This window comes from Cellulosimicrobium cellulans, assembly GCF_001722485.1.
GTDB classification, from domain to species: domain Bacteria; phylum Actinomycetota; class Actinomycetes; order Actinomycetales; family Cellulomonadaceae; genus Cellulosimicrobium; species Cellulosimicrobium cellulans_A.
In genome coordinates this window covers 64,910-78,748 of record NZ_LWGL01000001.1, presented here as the reverse complement: position 1 = coordinate 78,748, position 13,839 = coordinate 64,910, and the positions used below count along the sequence as shown (strand labels likewise).

Here is a 13,839-nt window from a genome sequence, read left to right as displayed (position 1 = left end):
CATCTTGGGGTCGATTCGACAGAAGTACTGCGTCGACGGCACAGGGGGCGGGTTGTGCTGGTAGGGGGCATCCTCGCGCTCGGTGGGTTGGATTGGGCAGGCCGGCGTGTGGGCGTCTCGCCGTCTGAGCGTTAGGTAGCCAAGGAGCGCTCCAGTCGGTGATCGACTCGGGCATCGGTGGAGCTAGTCGACGCGTTCGCTGTCTTTGACCGCCCGCGCCGGCCCTGGATCTCCTTGACAGTCCCTCTGTTGCACATGGTCGGCCGGTCGCAGGCATCGATATCAGCCCGCGCACTCAGTTGCGAAGCGTGCCGGCATCTAGCCCACTGTTTCGTGATGCGGCCACCGCCGCTGATCCGCGTCGTGGCGTGACGCCAGCTCTCCACGGCCGTTCGCATCTTCGCGTTCGAAGTCCATCAAGCTGCCCGCTTAGTGCGACCCGCCCTCGCCTTGCGCGAAACCTGCCCTTCCGACTGATCCCATGCAAACCGGGCACAACCTCAGACTAGTTCAGCCGGGTATGCTACGCCCGTGGGAAAGGGAAGCAGACTCCGGCGCCTCCGCAGGTCCGAACGATTCGGCCCGTACCTGCGTATACCAAGGGTCTCCGCTCCTCCGTCGAAGTTTGGCGGAGGGCTCGGGGGTCGCGGAAGCGACGTCCGACAGCGAACTCCCGTAGCGGGAAGATGTGCGCTCTGCGAAAGAGGGACTGAACTTCGGTTGAGCCACATCTTTCCGAAGTGGTCGTTCCGGTGGCACAAGGCCGAAGGTAGCGTCGAGCATCACCCCGCCGGCTCCGCGATGTCCGTCAGCATGCAAGACGGATACAAGCACTACATGCTGTGCGGGGATTGCGAGCAGTTCCTCGGGGAGGGCGAGAGAGCGCTCGAGATGTTGTCCAGCAGGCAGCCGACAGCACTGGAAGGAACCGGTGTCGAGGTCGAACGAATAGACAATGGTCGGTTTGTCGTCGTCGGCGCCCGACGCACACTTCTGCTTCGCGCCCTCCTAGGGATCGTTCTAAAGAGTCACTACGCGCCGTCAACGATACAGAAACTGCGCAGCGACCAACTCGTCGCGAAAGTGCGGCATGCGTTGCAGAACGATGACTACTCGGACTTTGTCGGTCCGTTCGCAGCAAAATGGTACGGCGGCTCTCCGCATGGAATAAACCCGCGTTCCTATACGGGCATTGGATTCTCGCGAATCCTCGACGCTACTGTCGTACAGGTCGGCCTTGCGGGCGTCGACTGGTTTATGACACTCGACGGGGAGCACGGCGCGACGGTTTCCACTGAATGGGGCGTTGAAGTTTCGAGCCTACGCTTCAGGGCAGCGTGGTTCGACGATTGGGAAGACCAGGAAGCTGGTATACCGGACAGCATTTGGATGCTCGGAGACGCGGACTGGTGCCCGTGCGGCCTGGGCACCGCATTCGGCGAGTGCTGTAGGACTGGCTGGCTCGCATAGGACTTGTGATGCGAGTTTCGACTTGCGCCGTGTGGCAGACGCACACAACGCGAACGTCGTGCTTCGGCCATCGTCAGGCTTCGCCTGCTCCCGGGCGATGGCGGGCTGGGCCAAGCAGCGATCCACACGGCTACCACGCACCCGGGACGGCACTCGTGAGCCGTACATCCGAATCGCAGGGATGCCAGGAATCGCGCAAGACCAGTGCGCTGTCTTGCTTCATTCGATACTTGGCGCTTCCGCAGATGTAATTTTTGACGCTCCGGCGTCAGTCTCCTCGTCGAGTGTTGGCAAGCGCAGCGCACCGCCCGAGATCGCTTGTCGCGGACGGGCCCGTGCTGGTGCGAGCGACGGTGAGCAAGAACTCGTTGCCCGATTCAGCGTTGGAGGCTGTCCAGTCCGACCCAGACGTCGCAGTGTTCCCCGGTGCTGTGGACTTAGCGTCGACCTCGTGTTGCAGCCAACAAACGACCTCGATACGTGATGCTTCGGGCGAACCACACGAACACAGGCTCTGTGCGCCCTACCGTGTGCGCCTGGGCAGATTCGAACTGCCGACACCCGCTTTAGGAGAGCGGTGCTCTATCCCCTGAGCTACAGGCGCGTGGCCCCGGGTCAGGGCCGCAGCACAGCCTAGCCGCCACGGGCCTCCTGACGCGAAGCACGCCACGCGTCGTCTGGCCGAGCACGAGGGCAGCGGCTGCCGTGCGCTCACTCGAGCGCAAGGATGGGCGAGTGCTCACCGGTGACTTCTCGCGCCCCCGCAGGATCGTCCTCGACTGCGACCCCGGCCACGACGACGCCATCGCGATGCTTCTGGCGCACGGCTCCTCCGCGATCGATCTCGTCGCAGTGACGACCGTCGCCGGCAACCAGACGCTCGAGAAGGTCACGTGCAACGCGCTGTCCGTCGCGGAGGTCGCGGGGATCGACGTGCCCATCGCGGCGGGTTGCGACCGTCCGCTCGTCCGGCCGCGGATCGTCGCGCCCGACATCCACGGCGACACGGGCATGGACGGTCCGGTGCTCCCGTCGCCGCGTGGCGTCGTCGACGACCGGCACGCCGTCGACCTCATCATCGAGACGGTGCTCGGCTCCGAGCCTGGCGAGATCACGCTCGTCCCGGTCGGGCCGCTCACGAACATCGCCATGGCGGCCCGCAAGGAGCCGCGCATCGTGCCGCGCGTGCGGGAGGTCGTCATGATGGGCGGCGCGTTCCACGGCGGGAACCGCACGCCCACCGCGGAGTTCAACGTCCTCGCCGACCCGGAGGCGGCGCACGTCGTGCTCAACGAGGCGTGGCCGGTGACCATGGTCGGCCTCGACGTCACGCACCAGGCGGTGGCCACGCCCGATGTCCGCGACCGCATCGCCGCGCTCGGCACGGCTCCCGCCCGCTTCGTCGGCGAACTCCTCGACTTCTACGGCAACACCTACCGCTCAGCGCAAGCGTTCCCTCACCCACCGGTGCACGACCCGTGCGCCGTTGCCTACGTCGCCGACCAGGCGGTCATGACGACGCGCCGCGCCCCGATCGGCGTCGAGCTCACCGGCACCCTCACCACCGGCATGACGGTCGTCGACCTCCGCGGCGACGAACCGGCGGAATGCCGCACCCAGGTCGGCGTCACCCTCGACCACGACCGCTTCTGGACCCACGTCGTCAACGCCCTCCACCGCATCGGCGACCCCACCTGACGCCAAGCGGCGTGCGGCGACGTCACCAGACGCCAGTGGCCCGTCCGGAAGACCGGACGGGCCACTGACTTACGCCTGCCAGGAAATGTCGTGGCTGACACCGGCGCGAAGGCCGATGTCGCTCTGAGCGGCTGACGGTGGAGCGAGGGGTGGGGCGGGTCGTGGCGGGTCTGGCGGGAGCGGTGCGAGGAACGAGCGCCGCGGATGGTAGAGCCGCCCCGCCCCTCGCGGAACCGTCGGCCGCGGCCCCAGCCACAACGACCGACCCGACGAGTCAGCCCAAGACCGCCTTGAGGAACTCCTGCGTGCGCTCGTGCTCCGGGGCGGTGAACATCGTCTCGGGGTGAGCCTCCTCGATGATCCGCCCGTGGTCGAACATGAGCACACGGTTCGACACCTCGCGGGCGAACTGCATCTCGTGCGTGACGAGCAGCATGGTGATGTCCGTGTTCTCGGCGACGTCGCGCAGCACACCGAGCACGTCGGCGACGATCTCGGGGTCGAGCGCGGACGTGACCTCGTCGAGCAGGAGGATCTCGGGGTCCATGGCGAGCGCTCGCGCGATGGCGACGCGCTGCTGCTGACCGCCGGAGAGCTCGGTGCAGCGGGAGTCGCGCTTCTCCGCCATGCCGACCTGCTCGAGCAGCTCCTCCGCGCGGGCGGTGGCCTGCTTCCGGTTGAGCCCGAGCACGTGCATGGGCGCCTCGATGATGTTCTCCAGCACGGTCATGTTGGGGAACAGGTTGAACTGCTGGAACACCATCCCCACGCGCTTGCGGACCGTGCGCCGGCGCTTCTCGGGGATCTCGACCCACTTCTGCCCGCGGTACTCGTGGGTGTACGGGTCGCCGTCGATGAGGATGAGCCCGCCGTCGGCCTCCTCGAGCGTCATGAGGAGGCGCAGAATCGTCGTCTTGCCGGAGCCGGACGGGCCGATGAGCGTCACGCGGTCGCCCTTCGCGACGCTGAAGCTCAGCCCGTCGAGCACGACGTTGTCGCCGAAGCGCTTGACGACGTCGCGGAACTCGATGGCGGGCGTGGTGTCGGGCGTGGTCGACACGCTGTCCTCCGGGGATGTCGCGGTGGTGGTCGCGGGGTCGGTCACGTCAGGCAAGGCGCTTCTCCATCCGTCGCACGAGGAGCGAGGTCGGGTAGCTGGCGGCGAGGAAGAACAGGCCGACCATGGTGAGGGGCTCGATGTAGGAGAAGGTGTTGGCGCCGTAGTTCTGCGCCGCGGCGAACATGTCGACCACGGAGATGGCGAAGAGGAACGGCGTCTCCTTGAACATCGAGATCGCGTAGTTGCCGAGGCCGGGCAGGGTCTTGCGGATGGCCTGCGGCAGCACGACGTCGCGCCACGTGCGCGAGCGCGGGAGGTTCAGCGCGGTGGCGGCCTCCCACTGGCCGCGGGGCACGGCGTCGATCCCGGCGCGGTACACCTCGGACATGTACGTCGCGTAGTGCACGCCGAGCACCGCGCAGCCGACGACGAGCCGAGGGACGCTCGGCAGCATGAGATAGACGAACACGAGCTGCACGAGCAGCGGCGTCGACCGGATGAACTCGACGAGCAGGCCCAGGGGCGCGGTGACCCATCGGACGCTCGAGCGGCGCGCGAGCGCGACGAACAGCCCGAGCACGGCCGCGATGGCCGTACCGATCACCGTCGCGAGGATCGTGATCCGGAAGCCCTCGAGCAGCGCGGGCAGCACCTCCCAGGCGCGTTCCCAGCTCCAGACGTCGCTCATGCGGCACCTCCCTTCGCCGTCACGGGCACCGGCGCGAGGTTGAGCACCTCGCGCAGGCTCGGCCCGGCGCCGAGGCGGTTCTTGGCGCGCACCTCGAGCGCGTTCATGCCGAGCGTCAGCAGGTACGCGATGGCGAAGTACACGAGCAGGCCCACGGTGTAGGAGAAGAACGTGTCCTGCGTGCTGCGCCGCAGCTGATCCGTGAAGAAGTTGACGTCCTGCAGGAAGATGAACGTCGCCAGCGCCGAGCCCTTGAGGAGCTGGATCAGCAGGTTGGTGAGCATCGGGATCATGAGCGCCCACGCCTGCGGGAAGATCACGCGCCGGACGCGGTGGACCGGGCCGAGGTTGAGCGCCGTCGACGCCTCCCACTGCCCCACCGGGACGGAGTTGATCGAGCCCCGGACCACCTCGGCGCCGTACGCGCCGTAGTTGAGCCCGAGCGCGACGATGCCGACGGCCAGCGACTCCATCTTGAACCCGAACACGGGCAGCACGAAGAAGAGCCAGAAGAACTGGACGACGAGCGACGTCCCGCGGAAGAACTCGACCACCACGCGGACCGGCCCGCGCACCCAGAGGGACCGGGCGCGCGAGCCGAACCCGAGCAGCAGAGCGAGCAGCATCGCCAGGGCGGCGCCGCCGAGCGTGAGCTGCAGCGTGACGAGGACGCTGTCACCGAGCTGCGGGAGCCGGGCGACGAGCGTCTCGAGATCGTCGGCCATCGGGTCAGGCGTCCAGGCCGAGCTCCGGCCCGAGCTCGTCGGCGATGGCCTCGAGGTCGCCCTCGCACAGCATCTCGGCCGTCAGGCCCTCGACGGGGCGCTCGGCCTCGGTGAACCCGAACGGGCCGAGGATCTCGGCGTAGCGCTCCGGGTCGGAGACGATGGACTCCAGCTCCTCGTTGTACGCCTCGAGCAGATCGGTGTCGCCCTGGCGGAACACGGTCGCGCCGGCGCCGATCTGCGGGACGCCGTCGATCACCGCGACGAACGCCTCGGTCGCCTCGACCGGGGCGTCGGAGCGCTCGGCGAGCGCGCGCAGCGAGATGCCGGTGAGCGCGAACGCGTCCACGCGGCCGGACACGACGGCGTCGAGGCCGTCCTGCGGGCTGCCGACCTGCGTGGTCTGCACGCCGGTCTTCTCGGCGTAGCCCGCTTCGATCGCGCCCGACAGGACGGCGAGGTTCACGCCCGCGTCCACCGCCGACTGCCAGTCGGTGAGGTTCTGCGGGTTGCCCTCGGGCACGAGGAACGCGGTGGTGTACATGATCTCGGGCTCGCTGAACGCGGCCTCCTCGCAGCGCTCGGGCAGGATCGACATCCCCGCGCTGATGGAGTCGAAGCGGTCGGCGTTCAGGCCCGGGATGAGGGAGTTCCACTCGGTGAGCGTGCCCTCGACCGTGTCGATGCCGAGCTCGCTGTAGATCGCCTCGTTGAGGGCGACGGCCGCGCCGGTGAGCTCGCCGCTGTCGTCCTGGAAGCTGTACGGCTCCTCGCCGGCGAACCCGACGGTGATGGAGCCGGCGTCCTGCAGCTCCGCGAGGGTGCCCCCGCCCTCGGACCCACCGCCACCGGCGCCCCCGTCGTCGACGCTCGAGCAGGCGGTGGTCACGGCCAGGAGCCCGACGGCGCTCGCCGCAAGGAGGGCGCGACGCCGGGTCGGGGTGGTGCGCGTGGAAGTCATGGTTCCCTTCGTGCCCGTCGACGCGGACGGTCGCGGACGGTCGTGGGGGTGTCTGGACGGTCCGTCACGCTAACCGCTCGTCGACCATTCGACAATACGACCGTCCGACTGTCGGATTGTCTACAATCAGACAGCGCCGAGGCGGGGCGCCACGCTGCGCCCGCCGTCACGACGCCGCCCCACGACCGCCCTGACCAGCACGGACGCCGCTTCCCGGCCGCACCGGCACGACGACTCCCCCGCCGCCGAGGTGGCCCGGTCCGGGCCTGCGACGGGGGATGATGTGATACCGGATCGTGACCTCGCCCCCGGTCCACGACCACCTCGGAAAGGAGAGCCGATGAGCCCGGCCTCGCGCGCGCCGCTCGGCACCGCACCGTTCCTGTCGCGCGTGACGCGACCGTCGACGGTCGACCTCATCGCGCGCGAGCTGCGCGACGCCATCTACTCCGGCGCCCTGCGCGTCGGCTCACCGATCCGCGAGGTCGAGATCGCGGGCCAGCTCGGCGTGAGCCGCGGACCGTTCCGTGAGGCGGCGCAACGCCTGGTCCAGGAGGGGCTGCTCGCCTCCACCCCCGGCCGCGGCCTGAGCGTGCGGACGATCGGGCCCGACCGCATCCCCGCGCTCTACGCCGCACGCGCGAGCGTCGAGACGACGGCGGCACGACTCGCCGTCGCGGTGGCGTCCGACGCCGAGGTGGCCGCCGTCCGCACCGCCTACGACGCGCTCGTCGACGCGGGCCGGTCCGAGGACGCCCGACGCATCGGCGACGCCGACCTCTCCCTGCACTGGACGCTCGTCGCCGCCGCCGGCAACCCGTGGCTCCTGCAGTGGATGAGCACGCTTATCGTCGAGGTGCGCATCGCGAGCTTCACCGTGAGCGACGAGTACGCCGTGCGCCGCGATTCCGCGGCGTCGCACGCCGACCTCGTGGAGCAACTCGAGGCGCGCGACGCCGACGGGCTCGTCGCCGCGATCACCGCGAACCTCGACGCCGCGGTCGAGCGGCTCACCGCGCCGCAGGAGGCGGACGTCGAGACGCTCGAGGAGCCGCGCCCCGTCCCGCCGCCGCGGCTGGAGCCGATCGAGCCGACCGGCCTCTGACGACCGAGGTCAGGCCATCAGCGGGCCTGGAACTCCCGGGCCATCGCCCGCTGGGCCTCCAGGACCTCGCTCATGCGGTGCTGCACCTCGTCCATCCGGCCGATCGTGGCGTTGATCGCCTCGATGCCGCGCGCGACGGCCGCGGTGTTCGCCTGGATGTCCGCGACCTGCTGGCCGACGCGGCTCGTGGCGGTCGTCGTCCCGCCCGCGAGCTCCTTGACCTCCGTGGCCACGACGGCGAACCCGCGCCCCGCCTGCCCGGCGCGCGCGGCCTCGATCGTGGCGTTGAGGGCCAGGAGGTTGGTCTGGTCCGCGATGGTCGAGATGATCTTGATGACCTCCTCGATCGCGGTCGAGGACTCGCTGAGCGCGCGCACCTCGTCGGCGATCTCGGACGCCTGCGCGACCGCCCCCGCGGCGACGGACCCCGCCTCCCCCGCGCTGGCGGAGAGCTGCTCCACGCTGCCGAGCAGTGCGGCGGCGGCGTCGGCGTCGCGCGCGGCGCGACGCAGGATGTCGAGGCGCTGCGACACGAGGCGCGACACGTTGCGCAGGGCGTCTGCCCGGCTCACCGACAGGTCGATGGTCTCGGTCGTGAAGAAGTCCATCGTGCCGACGACCTGGTCGTCGATGACGATCGGCAGGCACACGCCCGAGCGGACGCCCGCGCGCTGCGCGGCGGGAGCCCGCACGCAGTCCGTGAGCTCGCCGAGGTCGGGCACGAACACCAGGTCGCGCGCCTTCCACGCGCGGCCTGAGAGCCCCACGCCCTCGGCGAAGCTCGCCGCCAGGGTCACCTGGCGGAACTCCTCCCCCGCGGTGCCGGACTCGACGGAGAACCGCAGTACGCGCTCATCCTCGTCGAGGGCCCAGAACGAGCCGTACGCCCAGCCGAACTCTTCGCGGACCGCGTCCAGCGCGGTGCGCACGGCGGACTCCTCGTCGTGGCACGCGCCCACCTGCGCGACGACGGTGGTGACCGCCTGCTGGTCACGGGCGGCCTCCCGGACCTGGCCGCTCGCGTACATCGCGGTGAGCGACTGCGACACCGCCCGCGACAGCGCGTTCAGCACGAACGGCCGCGTGGGGCTCGGCGTGCCGAGCCGCCGGGAGGCGAAGTCGAGCACCATGACGATCTTCCCGTCGCACCAGATGGGCAGCGACATGCCCGACCGGGCGCCGGCGGCGATGGCCGCCCTGCCGCGGGCGCAGTTGGGCGTGATCTGCGAGAGGTCGGGGATGTCCAGGACTTGCTCGCGCTCCCAGGCGATCCCGCACAGACCGAAGCCCCGACCCGGCTCGTGCGACGGCGAGATCTCGGTCAGCTCGGTACCGAGCGACCCGCGCTGCGAGATGAACCCGAGGCGGTCGGCGCCGTCCCGCACGGACCAGGCGGAGGCGTAGTCGAACCCGAACGCCCGCCGGGCCCCGTCGAGGACCGCCTCGACGCCCGCGGTCACGGACGTCGCGCCCGCCACCTCGCCCAGCCGCTCCATGACGTGGTCCAGCGCCTGGATCTCGGAGGTCATGACCTCCAGCTGCTGGTCGGCCAGCACGTCGTCCCGCGAGCGACGTCCCGTCAGTACACCCACTTCACGCCCCCTTGCCGTCGCCCCGCGGTGCTCACCAGGGGCAGCGGGCACTGTCGGCCGGGCACGGCGCGGCGTGAGGACGGCGCGCGGGTGGTTTTTCGGCCCGGTCAGCGCCCCTCGAACGCCCGGGCCATGGCGCGCTGGGTCTCCAGCACGTCGCTCATGCGCTGCTGGACCTCGTCCATGCGCCCGATCGTCTCGTTGATCGCCTCGATGCCGCGCGCGACGGTCGCGGTGTTCGTCTGGATGTCCGCCACCTGCTGGCCCACGCGGCTCGTCGCGGTCGTCGTGCCGCCCGCGAGCTCCTTGACCTCGGTGGCCACGACGGCGAACCCGCGGCCGGCCTGCCCCGCGCGCGCCGCCTCGATCGTGGCGTTGAGGGCGAGGAGGTTCGTCTGGTCGGCGATGGTCGAGATGATCTTGATGACGTCCTCGATCGCGGTCGAGGAGTCGCTGAGCGCGCGCACCTCGTCGGCGATCTCGGACGCCTGCGCGACCGCGCCCGCGGCCACCTCGCCGGCCTCGGTGGCGCTCGCCGAGAGCTGCTCCACGCTGCCGAGCAGCGCCGTGGCGGCCTCGGCGTCACGGGCCGCGCGGCGCAGGATGTCGAGGCGCTGCGAGACGAGCCGGCTCACGTTGCGCAGGGCGTCGGCACGGCTCTCGGTCAGGTCGATCGTCTCGGTGGTGAAGAAGTCCATGGTGCCGATGACGTCGCCGTCGATGACGATCGGCAGGCACACCCCCGACCGAACCCCGGCGCGCTGCGCCGCCGGTGCCCGCACGCAGTCCGTGAGCTCGCCGAGGTCGCGGACGAACACCAGGTCGCGCGCCTTCCAGGCGCGCCCCGAGAGCCCCACGCCCTCGGCGAAGCTCGCCGCCAGCGTCACCTGGCGGAACTCCTCCCCCGCGGTCCCCGACTCGACGGAGAACCGCAGCACCTGCGCGTCCTCGTCCAGGCTCCAGAACGAGCCGTACGCCCAGCCGAACTCCTTGCGCACCGTGTCCAGGGCCGTGCGCACCGCCGACTCCTCGTCGTGACGGGACCCGACCTCGGCCACGACGGTGGTGACCGCCTGCTGGTCGCGAGCGGACTCCCGGACCTGCTCGCCCGAGTACATCGCGGTGAGCGACTGCGACACCGCCCGCGACAGCGCGTCGAGGACGGCCGGGCGCGTGGGGCTCGGTGCGCCGAGCCGCGTGGAGAAGAAGTCGAGCACCATGACGATCTTCCCGTCGGCCCAGATGGGCAGCGACATGCCGGCGAGGGCGCCTGCGGCGATGGCCGCCCGGCCGCGGGCGCAGTTCGGGACGACCTGCGAGAGGTCCGGGATGTCGACGACCTGCTCGCGCTCCCACGCCATGCCGCACAGCCCGTACCCGCGACCCGGCTGGTGCGACGGCGTGATCGCGCTCAGCTCGTCGCCGACCGCGCCCACCTGGTGGATGAACTCCAGGTGGTCGGCGCCCTCGCGGACCGCCCACGCGGACCCGTAGTCGAAGCCGAAGGCCTGGCGCGCGCCGTCGAGGACCGCCTCGATCCCGGCGGACAGGGACGTCGCGTGCGCGACCTCCCCGAGCCGCTCCATGACGAGGTCCAGCCCCTGGATCTCGGCGGTCATGACCCGCTGCAGGTCGATCATCGCGGCCTCGTGCGAACGACGCCTCGCCAGTGCACCCACGAAATTGCTCCCTCATTCCGACCAGGACGGGCGTCCAGGCATGAAGTCCTATCGGCCGTCCAGGAGCAGTCGTGAGAAATGAGTGCGGAGATCGCCCGGCCGGTGTCCGTCACCGGCGCGGCCGTGACCTGGGACGACGGCTACGAGGCGAGCCACCAGAGCAGCACGCCGACGACGACCGTCCACGCCGGCACGAGCAGCACGCCCAGCAGCCGCACGCGGCGGCCCTCGCGCAGGCGCCGCGCCATCACTCCCTCGTCCTGGAGCGGCGCGACGACCGGGTCGGCGTCGTCGGGCCGTCGCGTCCGGGCCAGCTCGACGAGCACGCCGGCCACGAGGAGCACGACGCCGACGACGCACGAGAGCGCGGCGGGGAGCGTGACGAGGGCCCCGCGCAGCAGCACGAGCGGCACGACGAGGGCGGCGGACGCCGCCCCGAACCCGAGGGTGCCCAGCACGGGGTGCCGGACGAGCGCGCGGAGCGCGGGTTCGGGACGCCACACGAGCAGCAGGACGGCGGCGACGACGGCGACGGCCGCGAGCGCCTGGCCGACCGTGACCTCCACGGCCGCGCCTTCCGCGAGCGCGGGGACGGACCAGAGGGTGAGGAGCATGCCCACGAGCTGCACGAGCGTGGGCAGCACGCTCCCGACGATCGCGGCCGGGCCCTGCCCGGGGCTGGGCGGCAGCCCGAGGGAGCGCGCGTACTCGACGGGATCCCCGAACGCCTCCTGCGCGTCCTCCCCGCTCTCGGCGCAGTGGGAGTCGACCTCGCCGAGGACCTCGCCGATCTGGTCGCCCGCGACGCCCTGGATGCGGAGCTCGAGCAGGACCGCCTCGGCCCACTGCGGGTCGACGTGCGGCGCGAGCTCGCGCTCGATCGCGTAGCGGCGGGCGTCACGCCGTTCCTGCCTCGTGTTCGCCGTGCTCATCCGTTCTCCTCCGTGGTCGTCGGCCGGTGCGCGCCGTCGCGGACGAGCCGGAGCGTCGTCGCGGTGAACGCCTCCCACTGGTCGGCGGACCGGCGCAGCTCCTCGCTCCCCTGCGCGGTCAGCGCGTAGTACTTGCGGCCGGGGCCACCCTCGCCGGGTCGCCACTCCGTGACGACCCGTCCCGCGTCCTCGAGACGCTTGAGCAGCGGGTACAGCGTGCCGCCCTTGAGCGGGCCGAGCCCGCCGTCGGCGAGCGCCGCGGCGATGGCGTAGCCGTACGTCGGCCCGTCTGCGAGCACGCGCAGGACGCAGACCGTGAGCACGCCGCGCAGCCACTCGCTGGGCCAGTCCTCTGTCGCGGTCACAGCTAGACCGTATCCAGCACTAGATAGAGAGTCAACATAGACCCGCACGCCGATGTCGCCCTCCGGCGGGTGAGGGCGGGCCGCGGGCGACGTCAGGTGCGGTGGTGCGTGACCATGCGGAAGCGCAGGCCGGTGGACGACGTCGCCCACTCCCCCGCGTCCGCGCGCCAGCCGGCGGGGACGGCCGGGGCGAACGTGTCGCCCTCAACCTCGGCGTCGATCTCGGTGACGACGCACCGGTCGGCCCGAGCGATCGCGGCCGCGTAGAGCTGGGCCCCGCCGATCACCCACACCTCGTCGTCCGGCCCCGCCGCCGCGCGCGCGAGGTCGAGCGCGTCGTCCACGGACCCGGCCACGTGGACCTGCGCGCGGCCGTCCTCGGGGGCGCGACCGTCGTCGGGCACCCAGCCGGCCTGGCGCGTGACGACGACGTTCGTGCGGCCCGGCAGCGGCCGGAACCGCGGCGGGAGCGAGTCCCACGTGCGGCGGCCCATGACGACGGGGTGGCCGGACGTGAGGCGGCGGAAGTGCGCGAGGTCCTCGGGCAGGTGCCACGGCATGGTGCCGCCCGCGCCGATGACCGGGCGCCCGGCGGCGTCGCGCGCCTGCGCCCAGACGAGGCCGATCACCAGCCGGCCGTGCGGAGGGGCGTCATACGGCGATCGGTGCCTTGATCGTCGGGTGGTGCTGGTACCCGACGACCTCGATGTCCTCGTACTCGTACGCGTCGATGGAGTCGCGCGGCGCGAGGCGCAGCGTCGGGTACGGGTAGGGCGCGCGCGTGAGCTGCTCGCGCACCTGCTCGACGTGGTTGTCGTAGATGTGCACGTCGCCGCCCGTCCACACGAAGTCGCCGACGTCAAGGCCGGTCTGCGCCGCGACCATGTGGACCAGCAGCGCGTACGACGCGATGTTGAACGGCACGCCGAGGAAGAGGTCGGCCGAGCGTTGGTAGAGCTGGCACGAGAGGCGGCCGTCGGCGACGTAGAACTGGAACATCGCATGGCACGGCGGCAGTGCCATGTTCTCGATCTCCGCGACGTTCCACGCCGAGACGATGTGCCGGCGCGAGTCCGGGTTGCTGCGGATCTGCTCGATCACCTGGGCGATCTGGTCCACGTGGCGGCCGTCCGGCGTCGGCCACGAGCGCCACTGGACGCCGTAGACCGGGCCGAGCTCGCCGTCGGCGTCGGCCCACTCGTCCCAGATGCTCACGCCGCGCTCCTGCAGCCAGCGCACGTTCGACTCGCCGCGCAGGAACCACAGGAGCTCGTACGCGATCGACTTCAGGTGCACGCGCTTCGTCGTGATCAGCGGGAAGCCCTGTGACAGGTCGAACCGGATCTGCCGGCCGAACACGCTGCGCGTGCCCGTCCCCGTCCGGTCGCCCTTGGGGGTGCCGTTCTCCAGGACGTCCCGCAGGAGGTCCTCGTACGGCGTGGGGATCTGCGGGGCGAGCGTCGGATCGGAGGTCACTCGCGCAAGTCTCGGCCGTCGCCTGTCGCGGGTCAAACACCGTGGTCGGCCGGTCGTCGAGCGGAGCCCTCCGACGACGCGGCGCCAC

General features: G+C 70.9%; 13 protein-coding genes and 1 tRNA gene. 3 read left to right on the top strand and 11 right to left on the bottom strand.

Features of this window, described 5'->3' with window-relative positions; genetic code table 11:
• The first annotated feature begins 720 nt into the window (after positions 1-720).
• A complete protein-coding gene (locus JZ5iCDA_RS00375) occupies positions 721-1,470 on the top strand; it encodes a hypothetical protein (protein WP_139122883.1) in 750 nt (249 codons plus the stop codon).
• A 531-nt stretch (positions 1,471-2,001) separates the two neighbouring features.
• On the opposite strand, the gene JZ5iCDA_RS00370 is transcribed toward JZ5iCDA_RS00375, so the two are convergent.
• Positions 2,002-2,074 (bottom strand) — tRNA-Arg (locus JZ5iCDA_RS00370).
• Between the two features lie 131 nt (positions 2,075-2,205).
• Here JZ5iCDA_RS00370 and JZ5iCDA_RS00365 point away from each other — a divergent pair.
• Complete coding sequence (locus JZ5iCDA_RS00365) at positions 2,206-3,168, top strand: nucleoside hydrolase (RefSeq protein ID WP_083259483.1); 963 nt, start codon at positions 2,206-2,208, stop codon at positions 3,166-3,168.
• 274 nt (positions 3,169-3,442) lie between these two features.
• Here JZ5iCDA_RS00365 and ehuA read toward each other — a convergent pair whose 3' ends face one another.
• Genes ehuA through JZ5iCDA_RS00345 form a run of 4 tightly spaced genes read right to left on the bottom strand, consistent with a single transcriptional unit; the run spans position 3,443 to position 6,602 of the window.
• Entirely contained in the window at positions 3,443-4,228 is a 786-nt protein-coding gene (gene ehuA / locus JZ5iCDA_RS00360) for an ectoine/hydroxyectoine ABC transporter ATP-binding protein EhuA (RefSeq protein WP_083259490.1), read from the bottom strand.
• A gap of 46 nt (positions 4,229-4,274) precedes the next feature.
• On the bottom strand, positions 4,275-4,916 hold the full coding sequence (gene ehuD / locus JZ5iCDA_RS00355) for an ectoine/hydroxyectoine ABC transporter permease subunit EhuD (protein ID WP_069385285.1): 642 nt from the start codon (positions 4,914-4,916) through the stop codon (positions 4,275-4,277).
• A complete protein-coding gene (gene ehuC, locus JZ5iCDA_RS00350) occupies positions 4,913-5,641 on the bottom strand; it encodes an ectoine/hydroxyectoine ABC transporter permease subunit EhuC (protein ID WP_069385284.1) in 729 nt (242 codons plus the stop codon). The genes ehuD and ehuC overlap by 4 nt, the downstream gene beginning before the upstream one ends.
• 4 nt (positions 5,642-5,645) lie before the next feature.
• Positions 5,646-6,602, bottom strand: a complete 957-nt coding sequence (locus tag JZ5iCDA_RS00345) for a transporter substrate-binding domain-containing protein (RefSeq protein WP_069385283.1) — start codon at positions 6,600-6,602, stop codon at positions 5,646-5,648.
• Positions 6,603-6,942: 340 nt separating this feature from the next.
• Between JZ5iCDA_RS00345 and JZ5iCDA_RS00340 the strand changes: the two genes are divergently transcribed.
• Positions 6,943-7,707, top strand: coding sequence for a GntR family transcriptional regulator (locus JZ5iCDA_RS00340; RefSeq protein WP_069385282.1), 765 nt, complete (start codon positions 6,943-6,945; stop codon positions 7,705-7,707).
• 17 nt (positions 7,708-7,724) lie between these two features.
• Here the strand turns inward: JZ5iCDA_RS00340 and JZ5iCDA_RS19875 are convergent, their stop codons facing one another.
• From JZ5iCDA_RS19875 to JZ5iCDA_RS00310, 6 genes are all read right to left on the bottom strand, one after another.
• On the bottom strand, positions 7,725-9,299 hold the full coding sequence (locus JZ5iCDA_RS19875) for a GAF domain-containing protein (protein WP_069385281.1): 1,575 nt from the start codon (positions 9,297-9,299) through the stop codon (positions 7,725-7,727).
• A gap of 107 nt (positions 9,300-9,406) precedes the next feature.
• Positions 9,407-10,939, bottom strand: a complete 1,533-nt coding sequence (locus tag JZ5iCDA_RS19870) for a GAF domain-containing protein (RefSeq protein ID WP_069385280.1) — start codon at positions 10,937-10,939, stop codon at positions 9,407-9,409.
• A gap of 179 nt (positions 10,940-11,118) precedes the next feature.
• Positions 11,119-11,910: a hypothetical protein gene (locus JZ5iCDA_RS00325; RefSeq protein ID WP_069385279.1), complete on the bottom strand. Its 792-nt coding sequence runs from the start codon at positions 11,908-11,910 to the stop codon at positions 11,119-11,121.
• Positions 11,907-12,275, bottom strand: a complete 369-nt coding sequence (locus JZ5iCDA_RS00320; protein WP_069385278.1) for a PadR family transcriptional regulator — start codon at positions 12,273-12,275, stop codon at positions 11,907-11,909. The genes JZ5iCDA_RS00325 and JZ5iCDA_RS00320 overlap by 4 nt, the downstream gene beginning before the upstream one ends.
• Positions 12,276-12,367: 92 nt before the next feature.
• Positions 12,368-12,907, bottom strand: a complete 540-nt coding sequence (locus tag JZ5iCDA_RS00315; RefSeq protein ID WP_069385307.1) for a dihydrofolate reductase — start codon at positions 12,905-12,907, stop codon at positions 12,368-12,370.
• 19 nt (positions 12,908-12,926) lie between these two features.
• Entirely contained in the window at positions 12,927-13,751 is an 825-nt protein-coding gene (locus JZ5iCDA_RS00310; protein ID WP_069385277.1) for a thymidylate synthase, read from the bottom strand.
• Between the last annotated feature and the right edge of the window lie 88 nt (positions 13,752-13,839).

What these genes read in the sequence shown, in the direction of transcription:
- ehuD (WP_069385285.1), bottom strand. Translation starts at nt 4,916, where the DNA reads ATGAGCGACGTCTGGAGCTGGGAACGCGCCTGGGAGGTGCTGCCCGCG.
- ehuC (WP_069385284.1), bottom strand. Translation starts at nt 5,641, where the DNA reads ATGGCCGACGATCTCGAGACGCTCGTCGCCCGGCTCCCGCAGCTCGGT.
- JZ5iCDA_RS00345 (WP_069385283.1), bottom strand. Translation starts at nt 6,602, where the DNA reads ATGACTTCCACGCGCACCACCCCGACCCGGCGTCGCGCCCTCCTTGCG.
- JZ5iCDA_RS00340 (WP_069385282.1), top strand. Translation starts at nt 6,943, where the DNA reads ATGAGCCCGGCCTCGCGCGCGCCGCTCGGCACCGCACCGTTCCTGTCG.
- JZ5iCDA_RS19870 (WP_069385280.1), bottom strand. Translation starts at nt 10,939, where the DNA reads ATGATCGACCTGCAGCGGGTCATGACCGCCGAGATCCAGGGGCTGGAC.
- JZ5iCDA_RS00325 (WP_069385279.1), bottom strand. Translation starts at nt 11,910, where the DNA reads ATGAGCACGGCGAACACGAGGCAGGAACGGCGTGACGCCCGCCGCTAC.